The 25384-nt window shown below is 64.9% G+C and carries 16 protein-coding genes and 1 pseudogene; 9 read left to right on the top strand and 8 right to left on the bottom strand.

The window, feature by feature from the left end; all coding sequences use genetic code 11:
- Positions 1–53 precede the first annotated feature (53 nt).
- Together fusA and ACFPPB_RS13200 are read left to right on the top strand one after the other, a co-directional pair.
- On the top strand, positions 54–2183 hold the full coding sequence (gene fusA / locus ACFPPB_RS13205) for an elongation factor G (protein WP_377327814.1): 2130 nt from the start codon (positions 54–56) through the stop codon (positions 2181–2183).
- A gap of 464 nt (positions 2184–2647) precedes the next feature.
- Positions 2648–5551: a TonB-dependent receptor gene (locus tag ACFPPB_RS13200; RefSeq protein ID WP_377327812.1), complete on the top strand. Its 2904-nt coding sequence runs from the start codon at positions 2648–2650 to the stop codon at positions 5549–5551.
- 238 nt (positions 5552–5789) lie between these two features.
- Here ACFPPB_RS13200 and ACFPPB_RS13195 read toward each other — a convergent pair whose 3' ends face one another.
- Positions 5790–6674, bottom strand: coding sequence for an EamA family transporter (locus ACFPPB_RS13195; protein WP_377327810.1), 885 nt, complete (start codon positions 6672–6674; stop codon positions 5790–5792).
- Positions 6675–6882: 208 nt separating this feature from the next.
- Here ACFPPB_RS13195 and ACFPPB_RS13190 point away from each other — a divergent pair, with 208 nt between their 5' ends.
- Positions 6883–9084 carry a beta-glucosidase family protein gene (locus ACFPPB_RS13190; protein ID WP_377327808.1) on the top strand — a complete coding sequence of 734 codons (2202 nt, stop codon included), beginning with the start codon at positions 6883–6885 and terminating at the stop codon, positions 9082–9084.
- A 259-nt stretch (positions 9085–9343) separates the two neighbouring features.
- The gene (locus ACFPPB_RS13185; protein ID WP_377327806.1) at positions 9344–9730 is read left to right on the top strand and encodes a hypothetical protein; all 387 of its coding nucleotides are present in this window, start codon (positions 9344–9346) and stop codon (positions 9728–9730) included.
- Between the two features lie 235 nt (positions 9731–9965).
- On the opposite strand, the gene ACFPPB_RS13180 is transcribed toward ACFPPB_RS13185, so the two are convergent.
- From ACFPPB_RS13180 to ACFPPB_RS13150, 7 genes and pseudogenes are all read right to left on the bottom strand, one after another.
- Positions 9966–11156 carry an OprO/OprP family phosphate-selective porin gene (locus ACFPPB_RS13180; RefSeq protein ID WP_377327804.1) on the bottom strand — a complete coding sequence of 397 codons (1191 nt, stop codon included), beginning with the start codon at positions 11154–11156 and terminating at the stop codon, positions 9966–9968.
- Positions 11157–11283: 127 nt separating this feature from the next.
- Positions 11284–12402, bottom strand: a complete 1119-nt coding sequence (locus ACFPPB_RS13175) for a sulfate/molybdate ABC transporter ATP-binding protein (RefSeq protein WP_377327802.1) — start codon at positions 12400–12402, stop codon at positions 11284–11286.
- 9 nt (positions 12403–12411) lie between these two features.
- Positions 12412–13206, bottom strand: a pseudogene (gene cysW, locus ACFPPB_RS13170) (sulfate ABC transporter permease subunit CysW); the annotation flags it as partial.
- A 62-nt stretch (positions 13207–13268) separates the two neighbouring features.
- Positions 13269–14093 carry a sulfate ABC transporter permease subunit CysT gene (gene cysT, locus ACFPPB_RS13165; RefSeq protein WP_377327798.1) on the bottom strand — a complete coding sequence of 275 codons (825 nt, stop codon included), beginning with the start codon at positions 14091–14093 and terminating at the stop codon, positions 13269–13271.
- A gap of 2 nt (positions 14094–14095) precedes the next feature.
- Complete coding sequence (locus ACFPPB_RS13160) at positions 14096–15094, bottom strand: sulfate ABC transporter substrate-binding protein (protein ID WP_377327796.1); 999 nt, start codon at positions 15092–15094, stop codon at positions 14096–14098.
- Between the two features lie 139 nt (positions 15095–15233).
- Complete coding sequence (locus ACFPPB_RS13155; RefSeq protein WP_377327794.1) at positions 15234–16634, bottom strand: FAD/NAD(P)-binding protein; 1401 nt, start codon at positions 16632–16634, stop codon at positions 15234–15236.
- 1218 nt (positions 16635–17852) lie between these two features.
- On the bottom strand, positions 17853–17954 hold the full coding sequence (locus ACFPPB_RS13150) for a hypothetical protein (RefSeq protein WP_377327792.1): 102 nt from the start codon (positions 17952–17954) through the stop codon (positions 17853–17855).
- Between the two features lie 529 nt (positions 17955–18483).
- Here ACFPPB_RS13150 and ACFPPB_RS13145 point away from each other — a divergent pair.
- The 5 genes from ACFPPB_RS13145 to ACFPPB_RS13125 all read left to right on the top strand — a co-directional run bounded on the left by ACFPPB_RS13145 (position 18484) and on the right by ACFPPB_RS13125 (position 25290).
- Positions 18484–18660 (top strand): hypothetical protein, encoded by a 177-nt coding sequence (locus ACFPPB_RS13145; protein ID WP_377327790.1) that lies wholly within the window; start codon positions 18484–18486, stop codon positions 18658–18660.
- A gap of 76 nt (positions 18661–18736) precedes the next feature.
- Positions 18737–20110 (top strand): glycoside hydrolase family 27 protein, encoded by a 1374-nt coding sequence (locus ACFPPB_RS13140; RefSeq protein WP_377327788.1) that lies wholly within the window; start codon positions 18737–18739, stop codon positions 20108–20110.
- A gap of 352 nt (positions 20111–20462) precedes the next feature.
- Complete coding sequence (locus ACFPPB_RS13135) at positions 20463–22013, top strand: alpha-N-arabinofuranosidase (protein WP_377327786.1); 1551 nt, start codon at positions 20463–20465, stop codon at positions 22011–22013.
- Positions 22014–22323: 310 nt separating this feature from the next.
- Entirely contained in the window at positions 22324–24366 is a 2043-nt protein-coding gene (locus ACFPPB_RS13130) for a beta-galactosidase (RefSeq protein ID WP_377327784.1), read from the top strand.
- Positions 24367–24576: 210 nt separating this feature from the next.
- Complete coding sequence (locus tag ACFPPB_RS13125) at positions 24577–25290, top strand: alpha/beta hydrolase (RefSeq protein ID WP_377327782.1); 714 nt, start codon at positions 24577–24579, stop codon at positions 25288–25290.
- Positions 25291–25384 lie beyond the last annotated feature (94 nt).

The raw sequence follows: 25384 nt of genomic DNA, 5'->3' as shown, positions 1-25384 counted from the left end.
ATCTGGTCTGCCCGCCGTCCGCTTGCTCGACACACTTTTCCGGAATCTCTACCGTGGCCCGACAGAAACCTCTCTCGCTCTACCGCAACATCGGCATCATTGCGCATATCGATGCCGGCAAGACCACCACCACCGAGCGCGTGCTGTATTACACCGGCAAGAAGCACCAGATCATCGACGTGCACGACACCAAGGACGGCAAGGGCTCGACCACCACCGACTACATGGAGCAGGAGCGCAAGCGCGGCATCACGATCCAGTCGGCCGCGGTGTCCACCGAGTGGAAGGGCCATCAGGTCAATATCATCGACACGCCGGGACACGTGGACTTCACCATCGAGGTGAACCGTTCGCTGCGCGTGCTCGACGGCGCCGTGGTGGTGTTCGACGGTGTCGCCGGCGTGGAACCGCAGACCGAGACCAACTGGCGCCTGGCCGACCAGTACAAGGTCCCGCGTATCTGCTACATCAACAAGATGGACCGCATCGGCGCCAGCTTCGCGCATTGCGTGCAGGGCATCCGCGAGCGTCTGGGCGCCAACGCGCTGTTGTGCCAGATTCCGCTGGGCAGCAGCGACGAGTTCGTGGGCATGGCCGACCTGGTCGCCGGCGTGGGCTACATCTGGGCCTCCGACGACAAGGACAGCACATGGGAAACCGTGCCGCTCGATCAGTTGAAGGATCGCCTGAAGTTCGGCGCCACCGTCGACAACGAGTGGATCGCCAACCTGCCCAAGCTGCGCGAGGAAATGCTGGAGACCGCGCTGGCGCTGGACGACGACGCCTTCGAGCGCCTGCTCAACACCGGCGAACACGACCCCGCGCTGCTGAAGCAGTGCATCCGCCGCGGCACCGTCACCGGCGAACTGGTGCCGGTGCTGTGCGGCTCGTCGTACAAGAACAAGGGTGTGCAGCAATTGCTGGACGCGGTGGTCGATTACCTGCCCTACCCCGGCGAAAACGGCGGCATCGCGATGGTCGACGAGGACGGCAACGTCATCGGCGAGCAGGTCGTGTCCGACGACGCACCCGCGCGGGCGTTGGCGTTCAAGGTGATCAACGACCAGTTCGGCACGCTGACCTTCTGCCGCATCTATTCCGGTGTGATCAAGAAGGGCGACACGCTGCAGAACGTGACCCGCGGCAAGAAGGAACGTGTGGGTCGCATCGTCGAGATCCAGGCCGATTCCGCCAGGGAAATCGACGAGGTGCGCGCCGGCGACATCTGCGCCTTCGTCTCGATGAAGGACACCGAGACCGGCGACTCGCTGTCCGACCCGGCGCATCCGGCGCTGCTCGAACGCATGCGTTTCCCCGACCCGGTGATCAGCGTATCGGTCGAGCCGAAGACCCGCAACGACGTGGACAAGATGTCCACCGCGCTCTACAAGATGGTCAAGGCCGATCCGTCGCTCAAGCTCGAGGTGGACAAGGAAACCGGCCAGACCGTGCTCAAGGGCATGGGCGAGCTGCATCTGGAAGTGACGATCGACCGCATGCGCACCGAGCTGGGCGTGGAAGCGAACATGGGCAAGCCCAAGGTCAGCTTCCGCGAGGCGTTCGGCCATATCGTCGAGCACACTTATACGCACAAGAAGCAGTCCGGCGGCTCGGGCCAGTTCGCCGAGGTGAAGATGATCTTCGAGCCGACCGCGGCCGGCACCGGCGTGCAGTTCTCCGACGAAATCGTCGGCGGCCGCGTGCCGCGCGAATACATCCCGGCGATCGAGCATGCGGTCAAGGTCGAGTCGAACCAGGGCCAGATCGCCGGCTACGAAGTGGTCGACTTCAAGGCGCGCCTGGTCGACGGCAAGTACCACGACGTCGACTCCTCCGCGCTGGCCTTCGAAATCGCCACCCGCCAGTGCTTCCGCGAAGCGCAGAAGCTCAGCAAGCCCAAGCTGCTGGAGCCGATCATGCGGCTGGAAGTAGTGATGGAAGCGGATTATCTGGGCGACGTCATCGGCGACATCAACCGCCGTCGCGGCACGGTCAGCGACCAGGGCCACAAGGGTACTTCGGCGTTCGTGCAGGGCTTCGTGCCGTTGGCGGAAATGTTCGGCTACATCAACTTCCTGCGCTCTGCCACCCGTGGCCGCGGCACCTTCACGATGGAGTTCGACCACTACGAGGACGTGCCGGCGAGCATGGTCGACAAGTTGATGGAGAAGGAAACGAAGTAGCGTTTGCTTCCCTGCGGCGCCGCGCTTCGGCGTCGGCGCTGTATGGGCGTCTCGAAAAAAGCTGGCCGTTATTTCGTCATCCAAGCTGTCGTCGGGATGACGGTCCAAGTCACGGGCTTTTCGAGTTTCCGTGTGGGAAAAAAAGCCCGGCGAACGGCTCCGGGCGGCACGCACGCCGGCGATCGGCATCGTCGCCGGCTAGCGTTCATCGATGTGCGTGCATCGATCGCATGAGCTTGGGAAAACTCGCCGACCCGCGAAGCATTCGCGCCGGTCGTCGACGCGCATGGCATGAAGATTTTTCGCAGCCTGGATGCTGCGACGCATGATGACAGCGGCAAATCCCCTGCGCATGCTGCACCGGGTTTCGCATGGCGCGCCGCCGGTCGGCTCGGCCATGTGCATACACGGACGCTGCAGGGGGCGCCCTTTCTCAACGGGAGAGATCGATGGATTGTCATTGCATGTCGCGCGCCGCACGTCCTGTTCGTTCGCGCAAGAAGCTGCTGGACGCGGCTTGCGCCGCCGCCCTGTTCGCCTTCATGGCTGCCGGCCCGGCAGTTGCCCAGACCGCTCCGGAGCAGACGCAGACTCCACCCGCGGATACAAAAGCGAAAACAACGCCAGCCAAGGCCGCCGGCAAGAGCATTCCCAAATCCGAAAACACGGTGAGCAACCTCGACACCATCGTGGTGACCGGCATCGCCGCCAGCATCCAGAACTCGCTGAAGGCCAAGCAGAACTCGGATGACATCATCGAGGCGATCTCGGCCGAGGACATCGGCAAATTGCCCGATGCCAGCATCGCCGAGAGCCTGTCGCGCCTGCCCGGCCTGGCAACCCAGCGCCTGGATGGCCGCGCGAACGTCATCTCGATTCGCGGCCTGTCACCGGACTTCGTCGGCACCACGCTCAACGGGCGCGAGCAGGCCACCATTGGCGAGAACCGCGGCGTGGAATACGACCAGTATCCGTCCGAGCTGATCAGCGGTGCGGTGGTCTACAAGACGCCCGACGCCAGCCTGATCGGGCAAGGCCTGTCCGGCACGGTCGATCTGCATACGCTCAAGCCGCTGGACCTGCCCAACCGCGCCATCGCGATCAACCTGCGCGGCGAACACACCAGCAACGGCAAGCTCAACCCCGGCACCGGTATCGGCGACATGGGGCATCGGGCCAGCATCTCGTATGTCGATCAGTTTTTCGACCATACCCTCGGCCTCGCCGTGGGCTTCGCCCAGCTCGATTCACCGATCCAGGAGAAGCAGTACCAGGCATGGTGGTGGAGCGTCGACAACGGCTCGGCCGGCATCGACCAGAACTGGGGCGGCCCGCACACGCCGGGCATGCCCGACAACGTGATCTCGCAGGAAGGCATGCAGCTGCGCGCGCAATCGGAAAACCAGCTGCGCAACGGCTTGATGACGGTGCTCGAATGGGCACCGAACGATAGCTATCACTCCACGCTGGACATGTACTACTCCACCTTCAGCGAGAAGAAATTCACCAACGGCGCGCAGTGGTCCAGCAGTCCCTACGACAACGTCTCCTACGACAACGTCGGCGTCTCGCCCGCGCAACCCTACCCCATCGTCACCTCCGGCACGGTCAACGGCCTCGCACCGATCCTGCAGAACGAATACACCAAGGAACACGACAAGCTGTTCTCGGCGGGCTGGAACAACCAGTACGACTTCGGCAACGGCTGGGCCGCGACGGCGGATCTGTCGTATTCCAGCGCCAAGAAGAAACTGCACGACGCCTACCTGTTCAGCGGCGTGGCCGGTGGCGCATTGACCAGTGCGCAGTTCAGCACTCCGGTCGGCAACGGCTACCCGTACTTCACCCCGGGCGTGAACCTCGCCGACCCCGCCACGGTCGTCTTCACCGACCCGGACAACTACGGCTACAACGGCCGCCAGGAATTCGACCACCAGAAGGACACGATCAAGGCGGTCCGGCTGGAAGTGACCCACCCGCTGGGCTGGATCTTCAGCAGCATGAACCTGGGTGTGGACTACTCGGACCGCACCAAGACCAAGCAGGCCGACGTGGGCTTTGCCTGGTTGAACGGCAACGGCTCCACGGCGGGCACGTACGACCACCACTTCGGCACGCCGATCGATCCGGCTTTCCTGTACGGCCCCACCTCGCTCGGCTACGGCGGCATCCCGGGCATCCTCAACTACAACGTGCTGGCCGCGCTGCAGAGCCAGTTCTACCTGACCCAGCGCAACGGTCAGTCGGACTGGAGCCGCAACTACACGGTGGAGGAGAAGGTCCCGGTCGCCTACGCCAAGTTCAACATCGAGACGACGCTGGGCGGCATCCCGCTGCTCGGCAACCTGGGCGTGCAGTTCGTGCGCACCGACCAGTCCTCCGATGCGCTGCAGACCAACGGCGACACCCTGGTCGGCCGCATCGCCGACGGCGCCAAGTACAACAAGGTGCTGCCCAGCCTCAACCTGAAGGCGCAGCTCACCAACCGGCAGGTCCTGCGCTTCGGCCTGGCCAAGACCATGGCGCGCGGCCGCATCGACGACGAGAAAGTCGCGACCTCCGCCAGCGTGTCGAAACAGCAGGACGGTCCCGCCGCGGGCCAGGTGCTGTGGTCCGGCAGCGGCGGCAACCCGAAGCTGAGGCCTTACGTGGCGGTCGGCACCGACCTGTCGTACGAGTTCTACTTCGGCAAGTCCAGCTATTTCGCCGCAGCGGTATTCAACAAGAACCTGCTGAACTACATCTACAACCAGACCACGCTGGACTACGACTTCTCCCACTACATCAACGACAACCCCACGCTCACGCCTACCAGCAACATCGGCTCGTTCACCCGCCCCGCCAATGGCACCGGCGGCAGGATGCAGGGCCTGGAATTGTCGGGCGCGCTGGAAGGCGGACTGCTGGCGCAGGCGCTGGACGGTTTCGGCGTGCAGGCCAACTTCTCGCTGACCAACAGCAGCATCCCGGTCAGCTCGATCTCCTCGATCCCCGGTGGCCCGAAGACCCTGCCCGGCCTGTCGCGCAAGGTCGCCAACCTCGCGCTGTACTACGAGAAGTACGGCTGGTCGGCACGCATAGCCGAACGCTACCGCTCGTCCTTCACCGGCGAGGCCGTAGCCTTGTTCGACCAGCTCGGCTACACCACGATACTGGCCAACAAGCAGACCGACCTCCAGCTCGGCTACGCCTTCTCCGAGGGCCGCTGGAACGGCTTGTCGATCCTGCTGCAAGTCAGCAATCTCACCAACACTCCCGACGCGACGGCGCAGTCCGCCGGCCTGCCCAACAACGTCAAGGTCGCCAGGCCGCTGGAATACGACACCTGGGGACGCACGGTGATGCTGGGAGTGAATTACAAGCTGTAGGGATGGTCTGAATAAGTCCACTGCGGTCTGGAGAAGAGTGCCCCTCGTGGGAGCGACTTCACCCTTGTGGGAGCGACTTCAGTCGCGATCGCGTAGCAGCGCGCTGCGCCGCCTGACTGTGCATCGAGCCGCTGCAACGCCGGGATGCTGCAGGCCGCTGCCGCGGCCATCGCGACTGAAGTCGCTCCCACAATCTCGGCGACGAGCAGAAGCTTGTTCAGACGTTCCTTGGTCGCGCTCAGTTCGCCAGCGGCTCGGTCAGCGTGGGCCGACTCACGCTCAATGCGGTACCGGCCGCCGCCACGATGATCGCCACAATGGCCAGCCACTGCAGCACGCTGAGCCGTTCGCCCAGCAGCGCCACGCCGGCCACCGCGGCGACGGCCGGCTCCAGGCTCAGCAAGGTGCTGAACGTGCGCGCCGGCAGCCGGGTCAGCGCGACCATCTCCAGCGAATACGGCAGCGCCGAGCTCAGCACCGCCACGCCCAGCGCATACGGCAGCAGCGCCGGCGACAGCAGTGCGGAACCGGCATGCGCGACACCGAACGGGATCGCCAGCAACGCGCCGATCGAGGTACCCAGCGTCACCGCGTCCCCACCGTAGGCCGCTCCCGCCTTCCGCCCCAGCACGATGTACAACGCCCAGCCTGCGCCCGCGGCCAGCGCGTACAGCACGCCCACCGGATCGAGCGCCTGCATCTGCCCGCGCAGCGGCAGCAGCAACGCCAGCCCGGCCACCACCAGTGCGATCCAGACGAAGTCGAGCAAGCGGCGCGAGCCGAACAACGCCAGCGCCAGCGGCCCGGTGAATTCCAGCGCGACCGCGATGCCCAGCGGTATCGTGCGCAGCGACATGTAGAACACCAGGTTCATCGCACCCATGGCGAGGCCGTATCCCCACAGCGCACGCCAGTCGCGCCCACTGCCCGACCGGCGCCACGGCCGCCGCCACAGCAGCAGAATCAGCGCGCTGAGCCCCAGCCGATAAGCGGTGGCGCCCTGCGCACCGACCTGCGGGAACAGGTGCTTGGCCAGCGACGCGCCACATTGGTACGAGACCATGCTGATCAGCAGCATGCCGATCGCGAGCGCGACCGGAGCAACCGTGGAACGTGATGACATGAGCGCAGCCGCGGGGAAGAACAGTCCGCTCATGATGCCCGCGGAGCCGCATGAAACCCACCTTGCAGGCGCTCGCGCCATCGCCATTGCTGACAGCATCTGGCAGCAATGAGCGGCACGGCTCGCGGAATGAGACAGGAAGTCTGGACTCCACCACCCAAGACTTGCGATAAGGTCAGTCGATCAGGTCGCCATCGAGGAAGCTTGCATGAAACACCAGAACAAGTCTGCGCTACGCCGTGCCATCTTCGCGTCCGGCCTCGCCGCCTGCGCCCTCGCCGCGCCGGCACGACCCTGGAGCGATCCCGGCCGGTCGCCCGATGCGCGCGCCCGCACACTGGTCCGGCAGCTGACCGACGCGGAAAAATTCCAGTTGATACACAGCCTGTTCGGCGAGCCCGATGCGGCGCACAAATGGTCGATGCCGGCCGGCGCGATCGGCTCGGCCGGCTACGTGCCGGGAATCCCGCGGCTGGGTATCCCGGCACAGCAGCAGAGCGACGCCGGGCTGGGCGTGGCCAACCCGATCAACGTGCGGCCCGGCGATGTCGCCACGGCGCTGCCCTCGGGCCTGGCGACCGCGGCCAGCTGGGACCCGAAGATCGCGTTCGCCGGTGGCGCGATGATCGGCGGCGAGGCCTGGCACAAGGGCTTCAATGTGCTGCTGGCCGGCGGCGTCGACCTGCAGCGCGATCCGCGCAACGGCCGCAACTTCGAGTACGCCGGCGAGGATCCGCTGCTGGCCGGCACGCTGGTCGGCGAGACGGTACGCGGCATCCAGAGCCAGCACGTGCTGTCCACGGTCAAGCACTACGCGCTGAACGACCAGGAGACCGCGCGCACCACCATCGACGTGCGCATCGGGGAGCGCGCCATGCGCGAGTCCGACCTGCTCGCCTTCGAACTGGCGATCGCGCGCGGCCGTCCCGGATCGGTGATGTGCTCGTACAACAAGGTCAATGGCGACTGGGCCTGCGAGAACGACTTCCTGCTCAATCAGGTGCTCAAGAAGGACTGGCGCTACCCGGGCTTCGTGATGTCCGACTGGGGCGCCACGCACAGCGCCGCCAAGGCGGCCAATGCCGGGCTGGACCAGGAATCGGCGGCCGAAGTGTTCGACAAGGAGGTCTACTTCGACGCGCCGCTCAAGCAGGCGCTCGCGCACGGTGAGGTCAGCCACGCCCGGCTGGACGACATGGTCACGCGCATCCTGCGCAGCATGTTCGCCGTGGGGTTGTTCGACCATCCGCCGCAAAAAGGCCCGGTCGACGTGAATGCCAATCTCGCCGTGGCGCAGCACGCGCTGGAAGCCGGCGCGGTGCTGCTGCGCAACGAGCGCACGCTGCTGCCGCTGGCGTCCGACCTGCATTCGATCGCCGTGATCGGCGCGCATGCGGACAAGGGCGTGCTGGCCGGCGGCGGCTCGTCGATGGTGATACCGCGCGGCGGCAACGCGGTGACCGGCCTGGAACCGGCCACCTGGCCGGGGCCGGTGACCTACGATCCGTCCTCGCCGCTAAAGGCGATTCGCGCGGCGGCCGGCCACGCCAGGGTCGAGTTCGCGTCGGGTGACGATCCCGCCGCGGCAGCCGCACTGGCGCGGCAGGCGCAGGTGGCCGTGGTGTTCGTGCAGCAGTGGGCGGCCGAGTCGTTCGATGCGGCCGATCTCACGCTGCCGGACAAGCAGGACGCGCTGGTCGCGGCGGTGGCCAAGGCCAACCCGCGCACCGTGGTCGTGCTGGAGACCAACAGCCCGGTAGCGATGCCGTGGCTGGACCGGGTCGGCGCGGTGCTCGAGGCGTGGTATCCCGGCAACGCCGGCGGCCAGGCCATCGCCAATCTGCTGTTCGGACGGGTGAACCCGTCCGGACGCCTGCCCATCACCTGGCCGCGCGATCTGTCGCAATTGCCGCGGCCGCAGCTGCCGGGAGCCGTCGCCGCGCCCGGAACCCCGCCGCCGGCCACGGCGGACTATGCCATCGAGGGCGCGGATGTGGGTTACCGCTGGTTCCAGCGCCAGCCGCTGCAGCCGCTGTTCCCGTTCGGCTTCGGCCTTTCCTACACCAGCTTCGCGCAGGGTGCGCCGCAGGTGGCGGTACACGGCGGCCTGCCCCGGGTCAGCGTGGAAGTGCGCAACACCGGCTCGCGCGCCGGCGCCGACGTGGTGCAGATTTATGCGCAGCTACCCGGCAACCCCATCCGGCGGCTGGCCGGCTTCGCGAAAGTAACGCTCGCACCGGGACAGACGCGCACCGTCGAAGTGCCGCTAGAACCACGCCTGCTGTCGGAGTTCGACATGGCCAAGCGGCGCTGGATCATTCGCGGCGGCAGCTACGCCATCTACGCCGGACGCTCGGCCACCGATCTCTCCGCGGCCGTGCGGGTGCAGCTTCCGGCGCAAACGCTGTAGCGGTGTCGGGCAGGCTGCCGGCTGCGCGCCGAGGGCAGTGCGCAGCCGCAGCGCGCCGAAGGCTTCAGGGCGGCAATGCCTGCGACGGCAGCTTCAATCGATCGACGCGACGGATGGTCGATGTCGTTCGGCGCTTTCATGGTCCGCATCGCCGTCGTGGGCGGTTTGGCGGCCAGTGGAATCCGGAGTAGGTTCGGTGGCCAGTAGACGACCCGAACCCGCCGTCCATCTTCACGGGTCAGTCCAGTGAGGTTTGGCCATGATCCCATCTGAAAGGAGTTGCGATCAGGACTTGCTTGGTTCGCGCTGGGCTACAGGACTTCTGTGGATAGCGCCGTGGGTGCTGATCGTCCTCAGCGCCAGTGCCGGCACTCTTGTCCATACCGCTGTTTGGACCATCAGCTTCACGGTGATGGGGGCGGCCTGCCTGGTCAACGCCCGGCGCTGTGGACGCAGGCATTGCTTTTTAACCGGCCCACTTTTTCTGATCGCGGCACTTTTGTCCGTGCTCTACGGCTTGGGCATCCTGCCGCTAGGACGACATGGCTGGAATTGGATTTCCGGGATGGCGGTTAGCGGCGCCGTCCTGGCGTGCTTTGGCCTGGAACGGCTGATGGGCAAATACACCGCCAGACATTCGCGGTAAAAATAATGTGGGGGCCGCTGACGGGTTTCGTGGATGCCTGCTGGCCAAGCTCACCGGGCGACCGGCCGGTCACTGCCCCTGCGGGCTCGATGACGGCCGTGTAAGCTGCGACCGGCAGAGACCGACCCATTTGAACGGCCGCGTTCGGGTAAGCCCGTGTTCAACGCCGGAGTTAAGCATTGGCGAAGCCGTGAGCTCCGTGGGACAGGGTCCCTCATTCCAGTTCGCCTACCGATCAAAACTGGATTTGCGCCCTGATTTCGACCACGTTGGGATCCACCGTCAAACTACGTCGGTCGCTCTGGGCGTGCACATAGTCGGCCTGCAGTTTCAGGTAGCGGTTGATGTACCAGTTCGCGCCCAGCGTCCAATCGCGCTCTCGGCCACCGAGTATCGGCCTATCGTCGAGATCGAGTTCGCTATAGCGGATCGCCAGCTCCAGCGCGCCATACGGTCCCTTGGGTTTGATGTTGCCGACGTTGCCGCCAGAGTAGGGCCGTGATTCGCCGGTGACGACCCAACTGGCGAAAGCGTAGTAGCCGCTCGCGTTGTAATCCGGGCGTCCTCCATCCAACTTGACCGCGGCATGAAGGTATTCACCCTGGACAGACCAGGGGCCGCGGATCCACAAGCCTTCGAGACCGGTCCGATCGATGTGGTCGGTCGGCGCGAGGTTGCCTGAATCCACCAGCCTCGCCGCCAGCCCGGCCTCGGGGCGAGCACGCAACCGCGCGGTCGGCGGTGTGTAGATGTCGCGCCCGTTGGTCGTGCCGTCGGGCGATTCTTCCGAGGCGGAAACGCCCAGGTGGATCACGTCACCGGGCCGGTTTTGCGGCACCCACGCGAAGCGGGCAGCCACCATGTGGCCATCGCTGTCGCCATTGAGGTCGCCGCCGCTGTAGTAGCCCGTGTTGACGAGGTAGTGCGGACGCTCCCACGTCCAGTCCACGCCTATGCGCCGGTTGGCGTAGATCGCCTGCGTCGGCAGCGCGGCCTCGAGAAACGTGGTGGCACCGGTGCTTGTGTTGCCCTCGAAGCCCACCGGGGTCTTGCTGAATCCGATCCGGAACGCGCCCACGTCCCTGCCCAGGATGGCCTTGCTCTGCACGCGCAGGTAGGTGTCCAACCAGGCCTTGGCCTGGAAGTCGTAGACCACCGTGGCGTCGTAGACACCCTTCTTCTTCACGTAGAAACCGAGCTCCTTGCGCCGGTTGGTCTGTGCATCCGCAAGCCGGCCATCGTCGTTCGAGAACCGGTCGACGTCGTATTGGTATTTGAGTGCCAGACCCACGTCGGTGTCGTCGTCGAACACGTAGTACGTGGGCCAGTTGTCGGCGAAGGTGTATGCGTCGGTTTTGCCTTCGCCCGCGCTTGCCATGGTCGGGATCGCCACCAGCAAGGCGGCCATCAGCGTCGTCTTTTTCATGGGTGTTTCCCCTTTTTCATGGTGTGCCTGCGTGGCTATCGAAGATGACCGGGGCGGTGCAGGCGCAGACCGCCCCGACGCGGTCGGCCGACAGGCCAACCACGGGAGAGAAAGGAAGGAACTCCGGTTACCGCCGGTCGGGTGGGCGCCAGGTCCAGCGATCACGGATCACGGCGCGGTCGCCGTGGTCGTCGTCGAACGGAAACGCGACGAGTCGGTTTGGTGCGACACGCAGCGAGGCGCCCGGCTGCAGTCCCAGGCGACCGAGATCCTCGCTCGCGACATCGGCCTCCAACACCAGGTCGATGTCGGCGACGTAGAGATCCAGGTGCGCCACGCTGCCGGCCAGGTACACGTGCCGCAGGCGCGCGCCCCACGCAGGCTGGCCGTCGGGCACCGACAAGGTGAGGTGCTCCGGGCGCACATAGGCGACGCCCTGGCGATAGCGCCCGCCCCACGGATCAGTGGCGAGCGGCCAGGCGCCGGCGCCCCATCCCTGTGTCTGGCGGGCCAGCGGGATCCGGTTGTTGCGGCCGATGAACTCGCACACGAACGGAGTGGCCGGATCCTGATAGACGGCCTGCGGTGTGCCAACCTGCTCGATGCGACCGCGGTTCATGACGGCGATGCGGTCGGCGAGCTCCAGCGCTTCCTCCTGATCGTGGGTCACGAACACGGTGGTGAGCTGCAGTTCCTCGTGCAACTCGCGCAGCCAGCGGCGCAGGGTGACGCGCACCTGCGCATCCAGAGCGCCAAACGGCTCGTCGAGCAACAGCAGTTCAGGCTCGACCGCCAGCGCGCGGGCCAGGGCCACGCGCTGGCGCTGGCCGCCGGAGAGCTGGCTGGGATAGCGATCACCCAGTTCTTCCAGTTGCACGCGCTTCAACAGGCGTTCCACCTGTTCTCGGATTTGTGCGCGCGCCGGGCGGCGGCGGCGCGGGCGCACGCGCAGCCCGAACGCCACGTTCTCGCGAACCGTGAGGTGGCGAAACAAGGCGTAATGCTGGAACACCAGTCCGACGCTGCGCTCGGGTGCGCTGGCGGCGAGAAAGTCCCGATCCGCCTGCATGACGGTGCCCTCGTCCGGGTAGTCCAGCCCGGCGAGGATGCGCAGCAAGGTGGTCTTGCCCGATCCGGACGGTCCGAGCAGCGCAAGGAACTCGCCCGGCGCCATCTGCAGGCTGACGTCGTCGAGTGCGGCGAAGTCGGTAAATCGGCGGCTGAGCCGATCAAGTACAAGCGTCATGGGATGATCTCAGTGGCCGCCGGGCGCGTGAGCAGCGATCTCGTCGCTGTAGCGCCATTCGAGGAAGGTCTTCACTGCAAGGGTGAGAAGTGCCAGCAGAGCCAGCAGCGAGGCGATGGCAAATGCACCGACGTAGTCGTACTCGTTGTAGCGCATCTCCACTTCCAGCGGCATGGTGGTGGTCAGTCCGCGAATGTGGCCGGAGACTACGGATACCGCACCGAACTCGCCCATCGCGCGGGCATTGCACAGCAGGACGCCGTACAGCAGCGCCCAGCGGATGTTCGGCAGCGTCACGCGGAAGAACATCTGCCATGCGTTGGCACCGAGCACACGGGCCGCTTCCTCTTCCTCGCTGCCTTGCGCCTGCATCAGGGGGATCAGCTCGCGGACGACGAACGGCAGCGTGATGAAGATCGTCGCCAGCACCAGGCCCGGAACGGCGAAGATGATCTTCACGCCATGCGCGGCGAACCACGGACCAAACCAGCCCTGCGCGCCGAATAGCAGCACATAAACCAGGCCGGAGATCACCGGTGATACCGAGAACGGCAGGTCGATAAGCGCACCCAGCAACGCCTTGCCGCGGAATTCGAAGCGCGTCATCGCCCATGCGGCGGCGACGCCGAAAACCAGGTTGAGCGGCACCGCGATGGCCGCTACCAGCAAGGTCAGCCGGATCGCGGCCAGCGCCTCGGGCTGGTGCAGGCTCACCAGGTAGGCGTGCATGCCCTGGCGGAAGGCTTCGACGAACACCGAGGCCAGCGGCAGCAGCAGGAACACGCCCAGGAACACGCTGGCCAGCACGATGATGACGGCATGACCGAACCGCCGTCCCGCGCTGGCGTTGCGCGACGTGCGGGCGCTCATGCGGCGCGTTCCGCCCAGCGCCGGCTCCAGCGCTGCAGCACGGCGATCAGCAACAGCAGGATGAACGAGAAGGTGAGCATGACCACGCCCAGCGCAGCGGCGCCGGCATAGTTGAATTCCTCTAGCTTCTGCACGATCAGCAAGGGTGCGATTTCGGAGCGCATGGGGATGTTGCCGGCAATGAAAATGACCGAGCCGTATTCGCCCACCGCGCGCGCCAGCGCCAGCGCGAAGCCGGTAAGCAGAGTCGGTACCAGCAGCGGCAGGATCACCCGCCCGAACGTCTGCCGGCGCGTCGCGCCCAGGCTCTCGGCGGCTTCCTCCACGTCGCGTTCCAGCGATTGCAGCACCGGCTGCAGGGTGCGCACCACGAACGGGAAGCCGACGAAGACCATCGCCAGCAGCACGCCCAGCGGCGCATACGCGACCTGGATACCCATCGGCACCAGCCAGCGGCCGAGCCAGCCGTTCGGGGCGTAGAGTGCCGTCAGCGCGATGCCGGCCACGGCGGTCGGCAGCGCGAACGGCAGGTCGATCAGCGCATCGAGCAAGCGGCGACCCGGGAAGCGGTAGCGCACCAGTACCCAGGCCACCAGCAGGCCGATGAACACATTGATCAGCGCGGCCAGCACCGCGCCCCCGAAGCTCAGCTTCAACGCCGCCAGCGTGCGTGGCGACTCGAGCAGGTGGAGCAGACCGTGAAGCCCGATCCCGCTGGCCTTCCATGCCAACGCCGCCAGCGGCAGCAGGACGATCAGCCCCAGGTACGCAAGCGCGTAGCCAAGGCTGATGCCGAACCCGGGCAAGACTCGTTTGCGCATGCTCAGTTGCCCGGTCCGATCTGGTCGAACACGCCACCATCGGCAAAGAACTTCGCCTGAGCCTGGCGCCACGTACCGAACACATCCGCCAGGGTGAAGGTGTTCACCTTGGGGAATTGCGCGGCGTACCTGTCGGCGATCGCCGCCGAGCGCGGACGGTAGAAGTTGCGTGCCTCGATCTCCTGTGCCTGCGGCGAATACAGGAACTTCAGATAGGTTTCGGCGACCTGCCGGGTGCCATGCGCGTCAATGTTCTTGTCGACGACGGCGACCGGTGGTTCGGCCAGGATGCTGATCGACGGCACGACGATCTCGAACTTGTCACCGTCCGGCTCATGCTTGGCCAGCAGCGCCTCATTCTCCCAGGCCAGCAGCACGTCGCCGATGCCGCGCTGGGCGAAGGTGTTGGTGGCGCCGCGCGCGCCGGTGTCCAGCACCGGCACGTGCTGGAACAGCGTCTTCACGAAGGCTTTCGCCTTGGCTTCGTTGCCGCCAGGCTGCTTCAGTGCGTAACCCCAGGCGGCCAGGAAATTCCAGCGGGCACCGCCGGAGGTCTTCGGGTTGGGCGTAATGACCTGCACGCCGGGCTTGATCAGGTCGTTCCAGTCGTGGATGCCCTTGGGATTGCCCTTGCGCACCAGGAACACGATGGTCGACGTGTAGGGCGAGGAGTTGTCGGGCAGGCGTTGCTGCCAGTTCTTGTCCAGCAGGCCGTGATCGGCCACGGCGTCGATGTCGTAAGCCAGGGCCAGCGTGACCACGTCGGCCGGCAGGCCTTCGACCACCGCGCGGGCCTGCTTGCCGGAGCCGCCATGGGACATCTGGATGGTGACGGTGTCGCCATGCTGGGCCTTCCATTGGGCAGCGAAAGCGGTGTTGACCGCCTTGTACAGCTCGCGGGTGGGGTCGTAGGACGCGTTGAGCAGCGTGACGTCCCTGGCCATGGCGGAAGCGGCCAGCAGAGTGCCAATGATGGCGAACAGTGCGGTGCGAAGCTTCATCGTCTTGGTCTCCCCGTATCGAGATGAACGGTCAGGCTAGTGGTGCATCGAGCGGCAGGTGAAATCCCCAATTGGCATGTGGATATGCCGGAGTGCGTTTGCTTTTGGACGTCCATATGCCACCATCGTTCTGATGGCGTTACCCTTGCGAAGCAGCTTCTGCACCTGATAGGTCATCGGAAGGGACAAGCGTCTGCGCCAGTCGGCTCGCGGCGGTGCGGATTTCCGGCATGGCCGTGCACTCCCACAGGTTGCCACGCAAAAGCGAGCCAATGCCGTAGAGCCCTGGCTGCGCCCGGCCCTCGGCATCCAGGAGTCTGCCGTCCGGCTCGGCCGCGACGCCCAGCTGCAGCGGATCAGGTGTTGCCAGGTCTTCACGCAGCAGTTGGGCCAGCAGAGGATCGCGTGCATAAGCGACGGCGGTATCCAGGCCGGTGGCTTGGATCACCCGATCCGCCTCGATCGTGTTCATCAGCTGGGTCGCCCGGCTGCGCACGGTGACCGTTAGCGGGCCGCGCCCGTCGACGGCGAGTACGCGGGCGGCATGGACCTGCAGCCGCCCGGATTCGATGAGCGCCTGCACGGTTTCGAACGACGCCGGTGCGGTGCGATGGCGCGAAGCCTCCCAGACCCAACGCAGGTGTCGCAGGAACTGGCGGCGTTGGGCCAGCGTGAACCCCTGCCACAGCTTGGCGTTGACCGACCGCATGCCGTCGATCACAGCGCGCCAGTCAGTCACCGAAGGACTGGCCAGTGCGTTGCGCACCAGGCGCACCATGGACGCTGCGCCGTCACACGCAAGCAAGTCGGCATTCAGATCATCCTGGTGCACGTACGGCGCCAGCGGCGATGCCGAATGGCGGAACGGCAACAGGCCATGGCGGGACACCGCGACCAGTTCTGCCCTTGGCCAGCGCGTGGCGGCAGAGATGAGCGTGTCGACCGCGGTCAGTCCCGTACCGATGACAAGCACGCGACGTGGCGGGCTGACCGGCTCCTTCTGGTTCCAGGGATCTAGCACGTAGACGTCACTGGCCAGCGCCTCTGCCGAGGCGGTCTTCAAGGGACGAGGTGCCAGCGCGCCGATCGCCAGCACGACCGCATCGGCCGCGAGCGCTTCGCCTTGCTCCAGTTCGATGCGATAGCGGTGGTCCACATCCCGATGGATCGCTGCCGCCTTCACTTGGTGTATCTGGAAGCGGAAGCCGTGGCTGTGGGCTTCACTCATGCACGCGCGCACCTGGGCCTCGATGAATTCGCCGAAGAGCCGGCGCGGCAGGAAGTCGCTGCCTTGCGCCTGGCCAAGGCAGCGGTTGGCATGCTGAAGGAAGTCGTCCTTCTGCTCGGCGAACAATCCCATGCCCGCTGCACGCACGTTCAAGAGATGCCGGTCGTCGTCCGTGGCGTAGGCCACGCCGCGTCCTGGAGAAGCGCATCCGGTGATCCAATGAACAGTGCCGCGATGACCCGGTCTTCGCAGCAGTTCGCCGAAAACCGCGGCGCCCGCGGCGCCGCCACCGATGATTGCGATGTCAGTCATCCCAAATTCCCTGCGTTAAGAGACACCTTGTGTGGCGACTCATCGCGCGATGAGTCGCCAGCCTCGTCCCCATGGTTGGATCAAAGATGCGCGAGCTCCAGCTCGCTGCGTTGCGGGATGCTGTACCAAAGGCCCCCGCTATCCCGTTCGCAGCCGCGATAGGGTTCCAGCGCACCGCTGCAGGACCCTGTCCGCGCCGGTCGCTGAGCGGACAGGGTCCTGCAGCGGTCAGCGTCATCGCCCGGAAGCACCCCGCCAGCCGCGGGGAGCCTGTTGCGCCATAGGGCATGCGCGAACGAGCGAGCCAGATGCGCAACGTCCAGGAGCTTGCTGGTGCCGACGGTTAGCGCCATGACTGCCCATGCTCGATGGCTCAGGACAGCGGCGCCGCTCTTAATGGCATGGTGCATAAACATCGCCTGAACTCGTGGGCTCGGGGCCAAATCAATCATGGAGCTGGTTAAGGAATTGCTAGCGAATTGTCCGTCGTGGATCTCCGGGAGAGCAACCGCTGGGCCCGCCTCCGTTCATAGCGTGCGGCAAAACAGGCACAGAGCCGATTGTTGCATCCGGGAAAGGGACGAACTGTTCGTCGCGACGATTTACAATGATTCGAAATTCGTTTTACGTGCGGTGCGACGTGGGCACATGAGCATCGCTTGCACATGGATGCCAACCACTTTGGCTATGGTCATTGATAGCGACCGGAGCGCGTGAACCCCGCAGACCTCAACTGAGCGCCAAGCGATCCATCGCTCGCGTCACACCCATGTGTGGGCCAAGCAGCCGGCTGCAATTAGCTCGCGGTAACTTTCCACCAGGGATTCAAACCGCCCGCTTTAGCCGGTCAGCGTTAACTTTGACAATGGTTGAAACCCAAGAACGGGTAGCCATGGAGTACAGATACTCCCGCGCCCATCTGATCAGACATTCAGTGGGGCACTACGCTGCGATTCCCGACACGCCTGCAATATCCGCTTTGCGGCGTGCATTTGCAGCATGTGACCGGCCGGTCGAGTATTGCTTGACGGTCGCTATGCGACCCTTTGCAGTCGGTCGCGAGCGACCGCTTTTGGGAAGCCCCTTTTCCGAGAGTGACGGCAAAATAGTGGTTGCGCGAGTAGCGCAGATGCGATGGCCGGGCCTCTTGTCATCTGCCCGAACGTCCTCTGACATAGTGACCAGTGATAGATCCCGGTCAGCAGCACCAACCACTACTCATCGATCCAATGGACCGAGGGTCCCGCTGACGTTGCGATTGAGCACGTGCGTATAGATTTGGGTCGTGGCGACAGCCCTGTCCCCAAGCAGTTCTTGCACTGTCCGGATGTCGTAGCCCGCTTCCAGCAGGTGGGTTGTGAAGAATGCCCCAGGGTATGTGCACGCAGTGGTTTGACGATGCCCGCACGCAGACGCGACGTCTTCAATCCACGCGCTAGGATGGCATCGTCGAAGTGATGGCGGTGCTCGACGCCAACGGTAGAATTGGTCGACCGCTGTACGGTCGGGAAAACGTACTGCCGGCCGAAGTCACGTGCTGCCGAGTGTTGTTCCAGTCGCAGCTACGACAAAACCAGCTTGCCCAATGCCATATCCTTCAACGCGCTGTCGGAAGCATGGGCCGACCTCGGAGCCAAGGTGCGCAGCGCGGCCCTGCAGCGACGACAAGACCAACAAGGACGGCCCCGGGGGAGCCATCGCGACGCACGCCGCGCGACGGTTTTCACCGACCTGTCATCCACATGACGATTGCTGCGGCGCAGTTTCAATTTTCGCAATCACGGCTGACGCTTTTCGCAATACCGGGTACCGGGCGTCGCCTATAGAGTTCTGCCAGGGAGGGCGATTGATGCTCAACATCATGCGCCAGCGCCATGCAATCGTGTCCCGCGTGGCCGGCGACCCGCGCAGCTTCGGGACGGTGTACCTGCGCACGAACAGCGGCCGCTGGATCATCTACGGAACGTCCACCAAAGGAGCCTGGCGGTGGATCCGGCCAGGCCCCGCACCCTTCATGGACCACTGACGCCCGGGCGTCATGCCGCAACGCCTGGTTCCTTTGCGCACGCGAAGGAGCGGGGTGCCTACATGGAGCAAACCCGATGCCCAAACGCGCGCGAGCTGTACTACTGATTCTCATGCTGGCCATGGCCAGCATGGCGGCGGCAAAAGGAGTCAGACCCACCCCGCCCATGGGCTGGAACAGCTGGGACTCGTTCGGGTTCACTGTCGACGAGGCCGATTTCAAGGCGAACGCCAGCGCTCTCGCCGGATTGCACGGCTACGGCTGGACTTACGTCGTCATCGACCAGGGCTGGTACATGCGCAATCCATTCGCCGACAAGTTGCAGACCCGCGACTACGCCATGGATGCGCACGGCCTGCTGGTTCCCGCGCTCAACCGCTTTCCCTCCGCTGCCGATGGGCAAGGCTTCAAGCCGCTGGCCGATTGGGTACATGCGCAAGGAATGAAGTTCGGCATCCATATCGTGCGCGGCGTGCCCAGGCAGGCCGTGGCGGCCGACCTGCCTGTCGCCAGCTCCGCCTTCCACGCAAAAGAGGTCGCCGACACCGCGGACACCTGCCCTTGGGACGACAGCAACTATGGCGTGCGCGACACGCCCGCCGGCCAGGCCTACTACGACGCCATGCTCGCCATGTATGCGCGCTGGGGCGTGGACTTCCTCAAGGTCGATTGCATTGCCGACCACCCTTACAAGATCAGCGAGATCCGCCAGATTGCGAAGGCGATCCGCAAGACCGGTCGGCCGATCGTGCTCAGCCTGTCGCCCGGCCCGACGCAGCTGTCGCACGCCGCGGAGATTCGCCGGTACGGTCAGATGTGGCGCATTACCAACGATGTCTGGGACGGCTGGTCGTTCGTGCATGACCACCCCACCGATACTTTCCCGTCGGGCATCAGCAACCTCTTCGATCGGCTGCCGACATGGGCGGGCCAAGCTCGCGACGGCCACTGGCCGGATGCCGACATGCTGCCGATCGGCACGCTCGCGCCGCATCCCGGCTTCGGCCCGGCGCGCCCTTCGCGCCTGACCCTCGACGAGCAGCGCACACTGCTGACCTTGCAAGCCATCGCGCGCTCACCGCTTATCCTCGGCGCCAACCTGACCAGATTGGACGACGCCACGCGCGCGCTGATCACCAACAAGGACGTGATCGCAGTCAACCAGAGCAGCCGGGACAATCATCCAGTCACTCGCCTGCCGAAAGGATTCGATCGCGTGCGCGTCTGGGTGGCGTCCGGCCGGAGCGATGGCGAGCGCTACCTGGCGATCTTCAATCTGGACGACAAGCCCGTTTCGCTGCATGCGCCATGGGGCGAGCTCGGCCTGGCTTCCGGCAGCTACGACGCCCGCGACCTTTGGAGCGGCCAGCCGCGGAAGGCATCCGCACACCTGACCTTCGACTTGCCGGCGCACGGATGCGCGCTCCTGTCCATGAGACTGGTACGGTGAGGCATCGCCAGGCGTTGGTGCGTGCAGGCGCCCTGTGCCGACTATGTGTTGCGCGCTTGACCCGGTCGACGCCGAACGTCCCGGACCGACGCTCGCGGCAGCGCGGTGGAATCGTGCCCTGCCATCACGTCATAGGTCTTCGGGAACGGCAGGTGGGGTCAGCCACTCAGGTCGACTTCAATCGCACTGAAACAGTCGCCCCATCGTTGGTCAGTCAACTGGATGTACCAACGAAAGAGACACGTGGAAGCCTCAGGGTCAGCCATGCTTCTTGGGAACATACCCCGACGGCGACGGCGGAGGAGATGGATGACATGCCCCGCCTATTGCCACTCAAGCCAGGAGTCAAAAAATGAAACGAACGCTTGCTGCCGCTGTTACCGCCATGGTCCTGCCGACACTGGCGATCGCGCAGATCGCCCCGGCCCAAGTCACGCTGACCATCGACCTGGCCCACCCCGGCTCGGTCATCGAGCCTGCGGTCGAGGGGCAATTCGCCGAAAATCTCGGCCGCGGCATCTATGACGGCATCTGGGTCGGCCCGCATTCATCGATTCCCAATCGGAACGGTTATCGAACCGACGTGATGAGTGCGCTGAAGGCGCTCCACGTGCCAGTGATCCGCTGGCCCGGCGGTTGCTTCGCCGACACCTACGACTGGCGCGACGGCGTTGGTCCTGCCGCCAGGCGGCCCAAGGGGATCAACACCAACTGGGGCGGCGTCACCGACGACAACAGCTTCGGTACCAACGAGTTCATGGACTACAGCGAAGATCTGGGCGCGGCAGCCTATGTCTCGCTCAACCTGGGCTCGCTGCCAGCCTATGATGGACGGCAATGGGTGCAGTACATGACCGCCAGTGGCGATTCCGCGCTCGCGCAGGAGCGGCGCGTCAACGGCCGCGACAAGCCATGGAGCAACCTGAAGTATGTCGGCTTCGGCAACGAATTGTGGGGTTGCGGCGGCAGCATGAAAGCCGACTACGCCGCCGACCTGTTCAATCGTTACGCCACGTTTGTCAATCCGGCGCCGGGCGCTCCCGCCTTCGTCAAGGTCGCCTCGGGGCCCAGCGACGCGGACTATGCCTGGACCGACACGATGATGCGCGATGCGGCCAAACAGATGGGCGCCATCAGCCTGCACTATTACACCATCCCGGGCCCCTCCTGGCAGCACAAGGGATCGGCGACCGGCTTCAGCGAGAACGAATGGGCGGCAACGCTCAGCAAGGCTAGTTACGTGAACACGCTGATCGTCAAGCATTCGGCGATCATGGACAAATACGATCCCGACAAGAAGGTCGCGCTCTACGTCGACGAATGGGGTACCTGGTACGACCAGCAGCCCGGTAGCCATCCCGGTTTCCTCTACCAGCAGAATACGCTGCGCGATGCCGAAGTCGCGGCGCTGACCCTCGACATTTTCTTCCGCCATACCGACCGGGTGAAGCTCGCGGCGATCGCGCAAATGGTCAACGTGTTGCAAGCCATGGTGCTGACCGATGGCGACAAGATGTTGCTGACGCCCACCTACCACGTCTTCCACATGTACGTGCCGTTCCAGGGCGCAACGCCTTACCCGGCAACGATCAGCGGCCCCCGGTATGTCGAGGACAAGTACGACCTGCCGATGGTCGATGCTGCGGCCGCGCGCAGCACCGACGGCAAGCTCTACCTCGCCCTGGTCAATCTCGATCCCGATCGCGCCGCGCAGGTCGTGACCGGGCTGACCGGCACGGCGAGCGGCCAGATCCTGACCGGACCGAAGATGGACACGCACAACACTTTCGCTGCGCCGGACACGATCCACCCGGCCGCCTATTCGGGGCGAAGCGAGCGCGGGCGGTTGACTTTCGAACTGCCGCCCAAGTCGATTGCGGTCGTCGCCATCGACCAGAAATAGCCGTCCGAACCATGAGCGCTCTGCCTGATGTGCCCGAGCCGCACAGCACGTCATGTGCGCCCACCGGCGCCGGCATCTTCTTTTTCGTCATCTCTCTCACCTCGGTGATGCGGTAGTAAACCGCCTGACCGGGTGTCCGAGGAACAAGGGTAGGATCAGATTCCTTATGCACATCTTTGACGAGACAACCGCGCTGGAGAACGTTGAAAGCCATCGAGGCTGCTTTCCAAGACGCGCCAGTACGACTTGTCTTCGCTCGATCAGCCTTCGCCTGAGGCGCGCTGCACTACTGCTGAGTGCGATGGGGCTGATGCTCGCGTTCGTCACCACGACGCATGCCCAGGCAACCCGGCACGCCGATGCGCCACCGCTGCTGTTGGGCGTGGCGTGGTATCCGGAGCAATGGCCCGAGGCGCAATGGGATCATGATCTGACGTTGATGCAAGCAGCGCATGTGCATCTGGTGCGCATCGGCGAGTTTGCGTGGAGCCGCATGGAGCCGCGCGAGGGGGTCTACGACTTTGGCTGGATGGACCGCGCGATTGCCGCCGCCGCACGTCACCATATCGTGGTGGTGCTGGGCACGCCCACCGCGGCACCGCCCGCGTGGCTGACGCAGAAGTACCCCGATACCTTGCGCGTCAGTGAGGACGGTGTGCGCGACGAACATGGCAACCGCCAGCAGTTCTCCTTCGCCAGCACGCGCTACCGTCGGTTCGCCCACGACATCGCCGAGCAGATGGCGAAGCGCTTTGGTCACAACCCGGACGTGGTCGGCTGGCAGCTGGACAACGAATACGCGGCGGACTCGTTCGATCCCGACGCCAAGGCCCAGTTCCATGCGTGGTTGCAGCACCGGTATGGCGGCATCGACGCGCTCAACCGCCGCTGGGCCACCGCGTACTGGAGCCAGACCTACGACAATTTCGAGCAGATTCCGGTGCGCGCAGACCACGAGAATCCTGCCTTGCTGCTGGACTGGAAGCGCTTCGTCACCGACACCTGGCGCAGCTACTCGATCAACCAGATCGACGCCATCCACCCGCACGCCGATCCGCGCCAGTTCATCACCACCAACACCATGGGCTGGTTCGACGGCTTCGATGCGTACACCGTGCATCAAGTGCTCGACATTGCGGCGTGGGATGACTACGTGGACGCTGGCGAGGACTACGACTGGGTCGACAACGCCGCGCGTCACGACCTGGCCCGCGGCTACAAGCGGCGCAATTTCTGGGTGATGGAAACCCAGCCCGGTTCAGTCAACTGGCACGCGACGAACGTGACCCTGCGCAAGGGCGTCGTGCGCGACATGGCGTGGCAGGCGGTCGGCCACGGCGCCGATGCCGTCGAATACTGGCAGTGGCGCGCCGCACCGAATGGCCAGGAGGAATACCACGGCACGTTGCTCGGCGCCGATGGCACGCCGGTGCCGGTGTACCGCGAAATCCAGCAGGTAGGCGCGGACTTCGCGAAAGCCGGTGCGGTGCTGGCCGGCACCACGCCGCACGCCGAGGTGGCCGTCATCAACGATTTCGACGGCCGTTGGGCAATCAACTTCCAGCGTCACGCGGCCAACTTTGATCCCGTGGCCGAGCTGAAGGCCTTTTATCGTCCGCTGCGCGCGCAGGCACAGGTGGTGGATGTTGTCTCCGTGCATGCGTCGCTGGATGGCTACAAGCTGGTCATCGCGCCCGCGCTCAACGTGTTGACCGACGCTGAAGCGGCGCAGTTGAAAGCCTACGTGGAGCAAGGCGGCCATCTGGTGCTGGGCCCGCGCAGCGGCATGAAGAACGCCGACAACGGCCTGCAGCCACAAGGTCAACCCGGCCCGCTGGCGAGTGTGCTGGGTGGGCGCGTCGCGCAGTTTTACGCGCTGGACAAGACGGTACCCGTCGTGGGCGCAGCAGAGCAGGGCAGCGCGAAAATATGGGCCGAACAGCTGCAGGTCGAGTCGCCGCAGACTCAGGTGGTCCTGCATTACGGCAAATCCAACGGCTGGCTGGACGATCAGCCGGCGGTACTGACCCGCCAACTGGGCAAGGGCAGCATCACCTACGTCGGTGCGTGGCTGGACGATGGCCTGCTCGATCGCCTCACCGCGTCATGGCTGCAGGAGGCCGACGTCCACGCGCCGCTGCCGGGTGCTCCTCAAGATGTGGAAGTCTGTGTGCGCGGCGATGCCCGACATCAAGTGGTGATCCTGATCAACCATGCTGCCGCGGCGCGCCGAGTGAGTCTGCCATCGACCATGTGGCCCGTGCTCGCGAAAGGGGCCGCCAGCAACGAGGTGTCGCTGGAGCCAAATGGCGTCGCGGTGCTGGACAGTCGCGAGGTCGCCGCGAATCGCTGAAGATGATCGAAGCAGCACCTCGGAGAGACACTGGTCTCATCCATCCGGATCCCTGTCGCCTTGAAGCCGAGTTCGATTGCGTGCGCGCATTGCTTGACTTGATCGCCTGGACCGATCGCTCCCCTGATGCTGATTCATCGTGACTGACCGCTGGCGCAATCGCCGCCAGCATCGGGTTCGACGCCCGCCATCTTTTTTAAGGTCCCCATCATGTCATTGCGCAAACCACGTACGACCAACCACAAAGCGAGCGGCTTCTCGCCGCGAGCGAAGCTGAGCGCGCTGGGTGCGCTGTTGTTGATCGCTTCGATGGGGCACGCGAACACCATCACCGTGCCCTTGTGGCCAGGAACATCACCGCCTGATGGGGCACGTCAACAGCAGTTGCCGTTGCTGACCGCCTACATCCCGGCCTCCAATCCCACCGGCACCGCCGTCGTGATCTGTCCGGGTGGCGGCTATGCAGATCTTGCGGTGGATTGGGAGGGCACCTTGGTCGCGCAATGGTTCAATCAGCACCACGTGGCCGCCTTTGTGCTGCAGTACCGGCATGGTGCGGATCATGGTTATCCGCAGCCCATCGATGACGGGCGGCGCGCAATGCGCTGGGTGCGGGATCACGCCGACACTTACCATCTGGCCAAGGACCACATCGGCATCATGGGCTTCTCGGCGGGTGGCCACGTGGCCTCGACCGTGTCGACGCATTTTGGGCCGAGTACGGCGTTGGGCAACGATGCCGTCGCCAAAGTCTCGGCGCGACCGGACTTCACCATTCTCGCCTATCCGGTGGTAACGATGAAGAAGGATCTCACCCACATGGGGTCGCGCGAAAACCTGCTCGGCCAGCATCCGACGAAGGCTATGGTCGAGCTTCTCTCCAACGAGGCGGGCGGATTCAACTACGAAGTGCACCACGGTTGAGGGAGACATCGAAAACGTGTTGTGGCGTACGGAAGTCTAAACGCTTTCGAGGCCGCTGGTTGAGCTTGTCTTCAATCGCTTGAATGTCGTCGTC

It is taken from the genome of Rhodanobacter terrae, from assembly GCF_042657005.1.
Lineage (GTDB): Bacteria > Pseudomonadota > Gammaproteobacteria > Xanthomonadales > Rhodanobacteraceae > Rhodanobacter > Rhodanobacter terrae.
The sequence above is the reverse complement of the archived record's forward strand: the minus strand, read 5'-3'. Positions and strand labels throughout refer to the sequence as shown.

Coding starts and splice junctions, on each gene's coding strand:
- ACFPPB_RS13200 (WP_377327812.1), top strand. CDS start 2,648: ATGTCGCGCGCCGCACGTCCTGTTCGTTCGCGCAAGAAGCTGCTGGAC.
- ACFPPB_RS13160 (WP_377327796.1), bottom strand. CDS start 15,094: ATGAAGCTTCGCACCGCACTGTTCGCCATCATTGGCACTCTGCTGGCC.
- cysT (WP_377327798.1), bottom strand. CDS start 14,093: ATGCGCAAACGAGTCTTGCCCGGGTTCGGCATCAGCCTTGGCTACGCG.
- ACFPPB_RS13145 (WP_377327790.1), top strand. CDS start 18,484: ATGCTCAACATCATGCGCCAGCGCCATGCAATCGTGTCCCGCGTGGCC.
- ACFPPB_RS13195 (WP_377327810.1), bottom strand. CDS start 6,674: ATGTCATCACGTTCCACGGTTGCTCCGGTCGCGCTCGCGATCGGCATG.
- ACFPPB_RS13175 (WP_377327802.1), bottom strand. CDS start 12,402: ATGACGCTTGTACTTGATCGGCTCAGCCGCCGATTTACCGACTTCGCC.
- ACFPPB_RS13130 (WP_377327784.1), top strand. CDS start 22,324: ATGCTCGCGTTCGTCACCACGACGCATGCCCAGGCAACCCGGCACGCC.
- ACFPPB_RS13125 (WP_377327782.1), top strand. CDS start 24,577: ATGTCATTGCGCAAACCACGTACGACCAACCACAAAGCGAGCGGCTTC.
- ACFPPB_RS13180 (WP_377327804.1), bottom strand. CDS start 11,156: ATGAAAAAGACGACGCTGATGGCCGCCTTGCTGGTGGCGATCCCGACC.
- ACFPPB_RS13185 (WP_377327806.1), top strand. CDS start 9,344: ATGATCCCATCTGAAAGGAGTTGCGATCAGGACTTGCTTGGTTCGCGC.
- ACFPPB_RS13140 (WP_377327788.1), top strand. CDS start 18,737: ATGCCCAAACGCGCGCGAGCTGTACTACTGATTCTCATGCTGGCCATG.
- ACFPPB_RS13135 (WP_377327786.1), top strand. CDS start 20,463: ATGAAACGAACGCTTGCTGCCGCTGTTACCGCCATGGTCCTGCCGACA.
- ACFPPB_RS13190 (WP_377327808.1), top strand. CDS start 6,883: ATGAAACACCAGAACAAGTCTGCGCTACGCCGTGCCATCTTCGCGTCC.
- ACFPPB_RS13155 (WP_377327794.1), bottom strand. CDS start 16,634: ATGACTGACATCGCAATCATCGGTGGCGGCGCCGCGGGCGCCGCGGTT.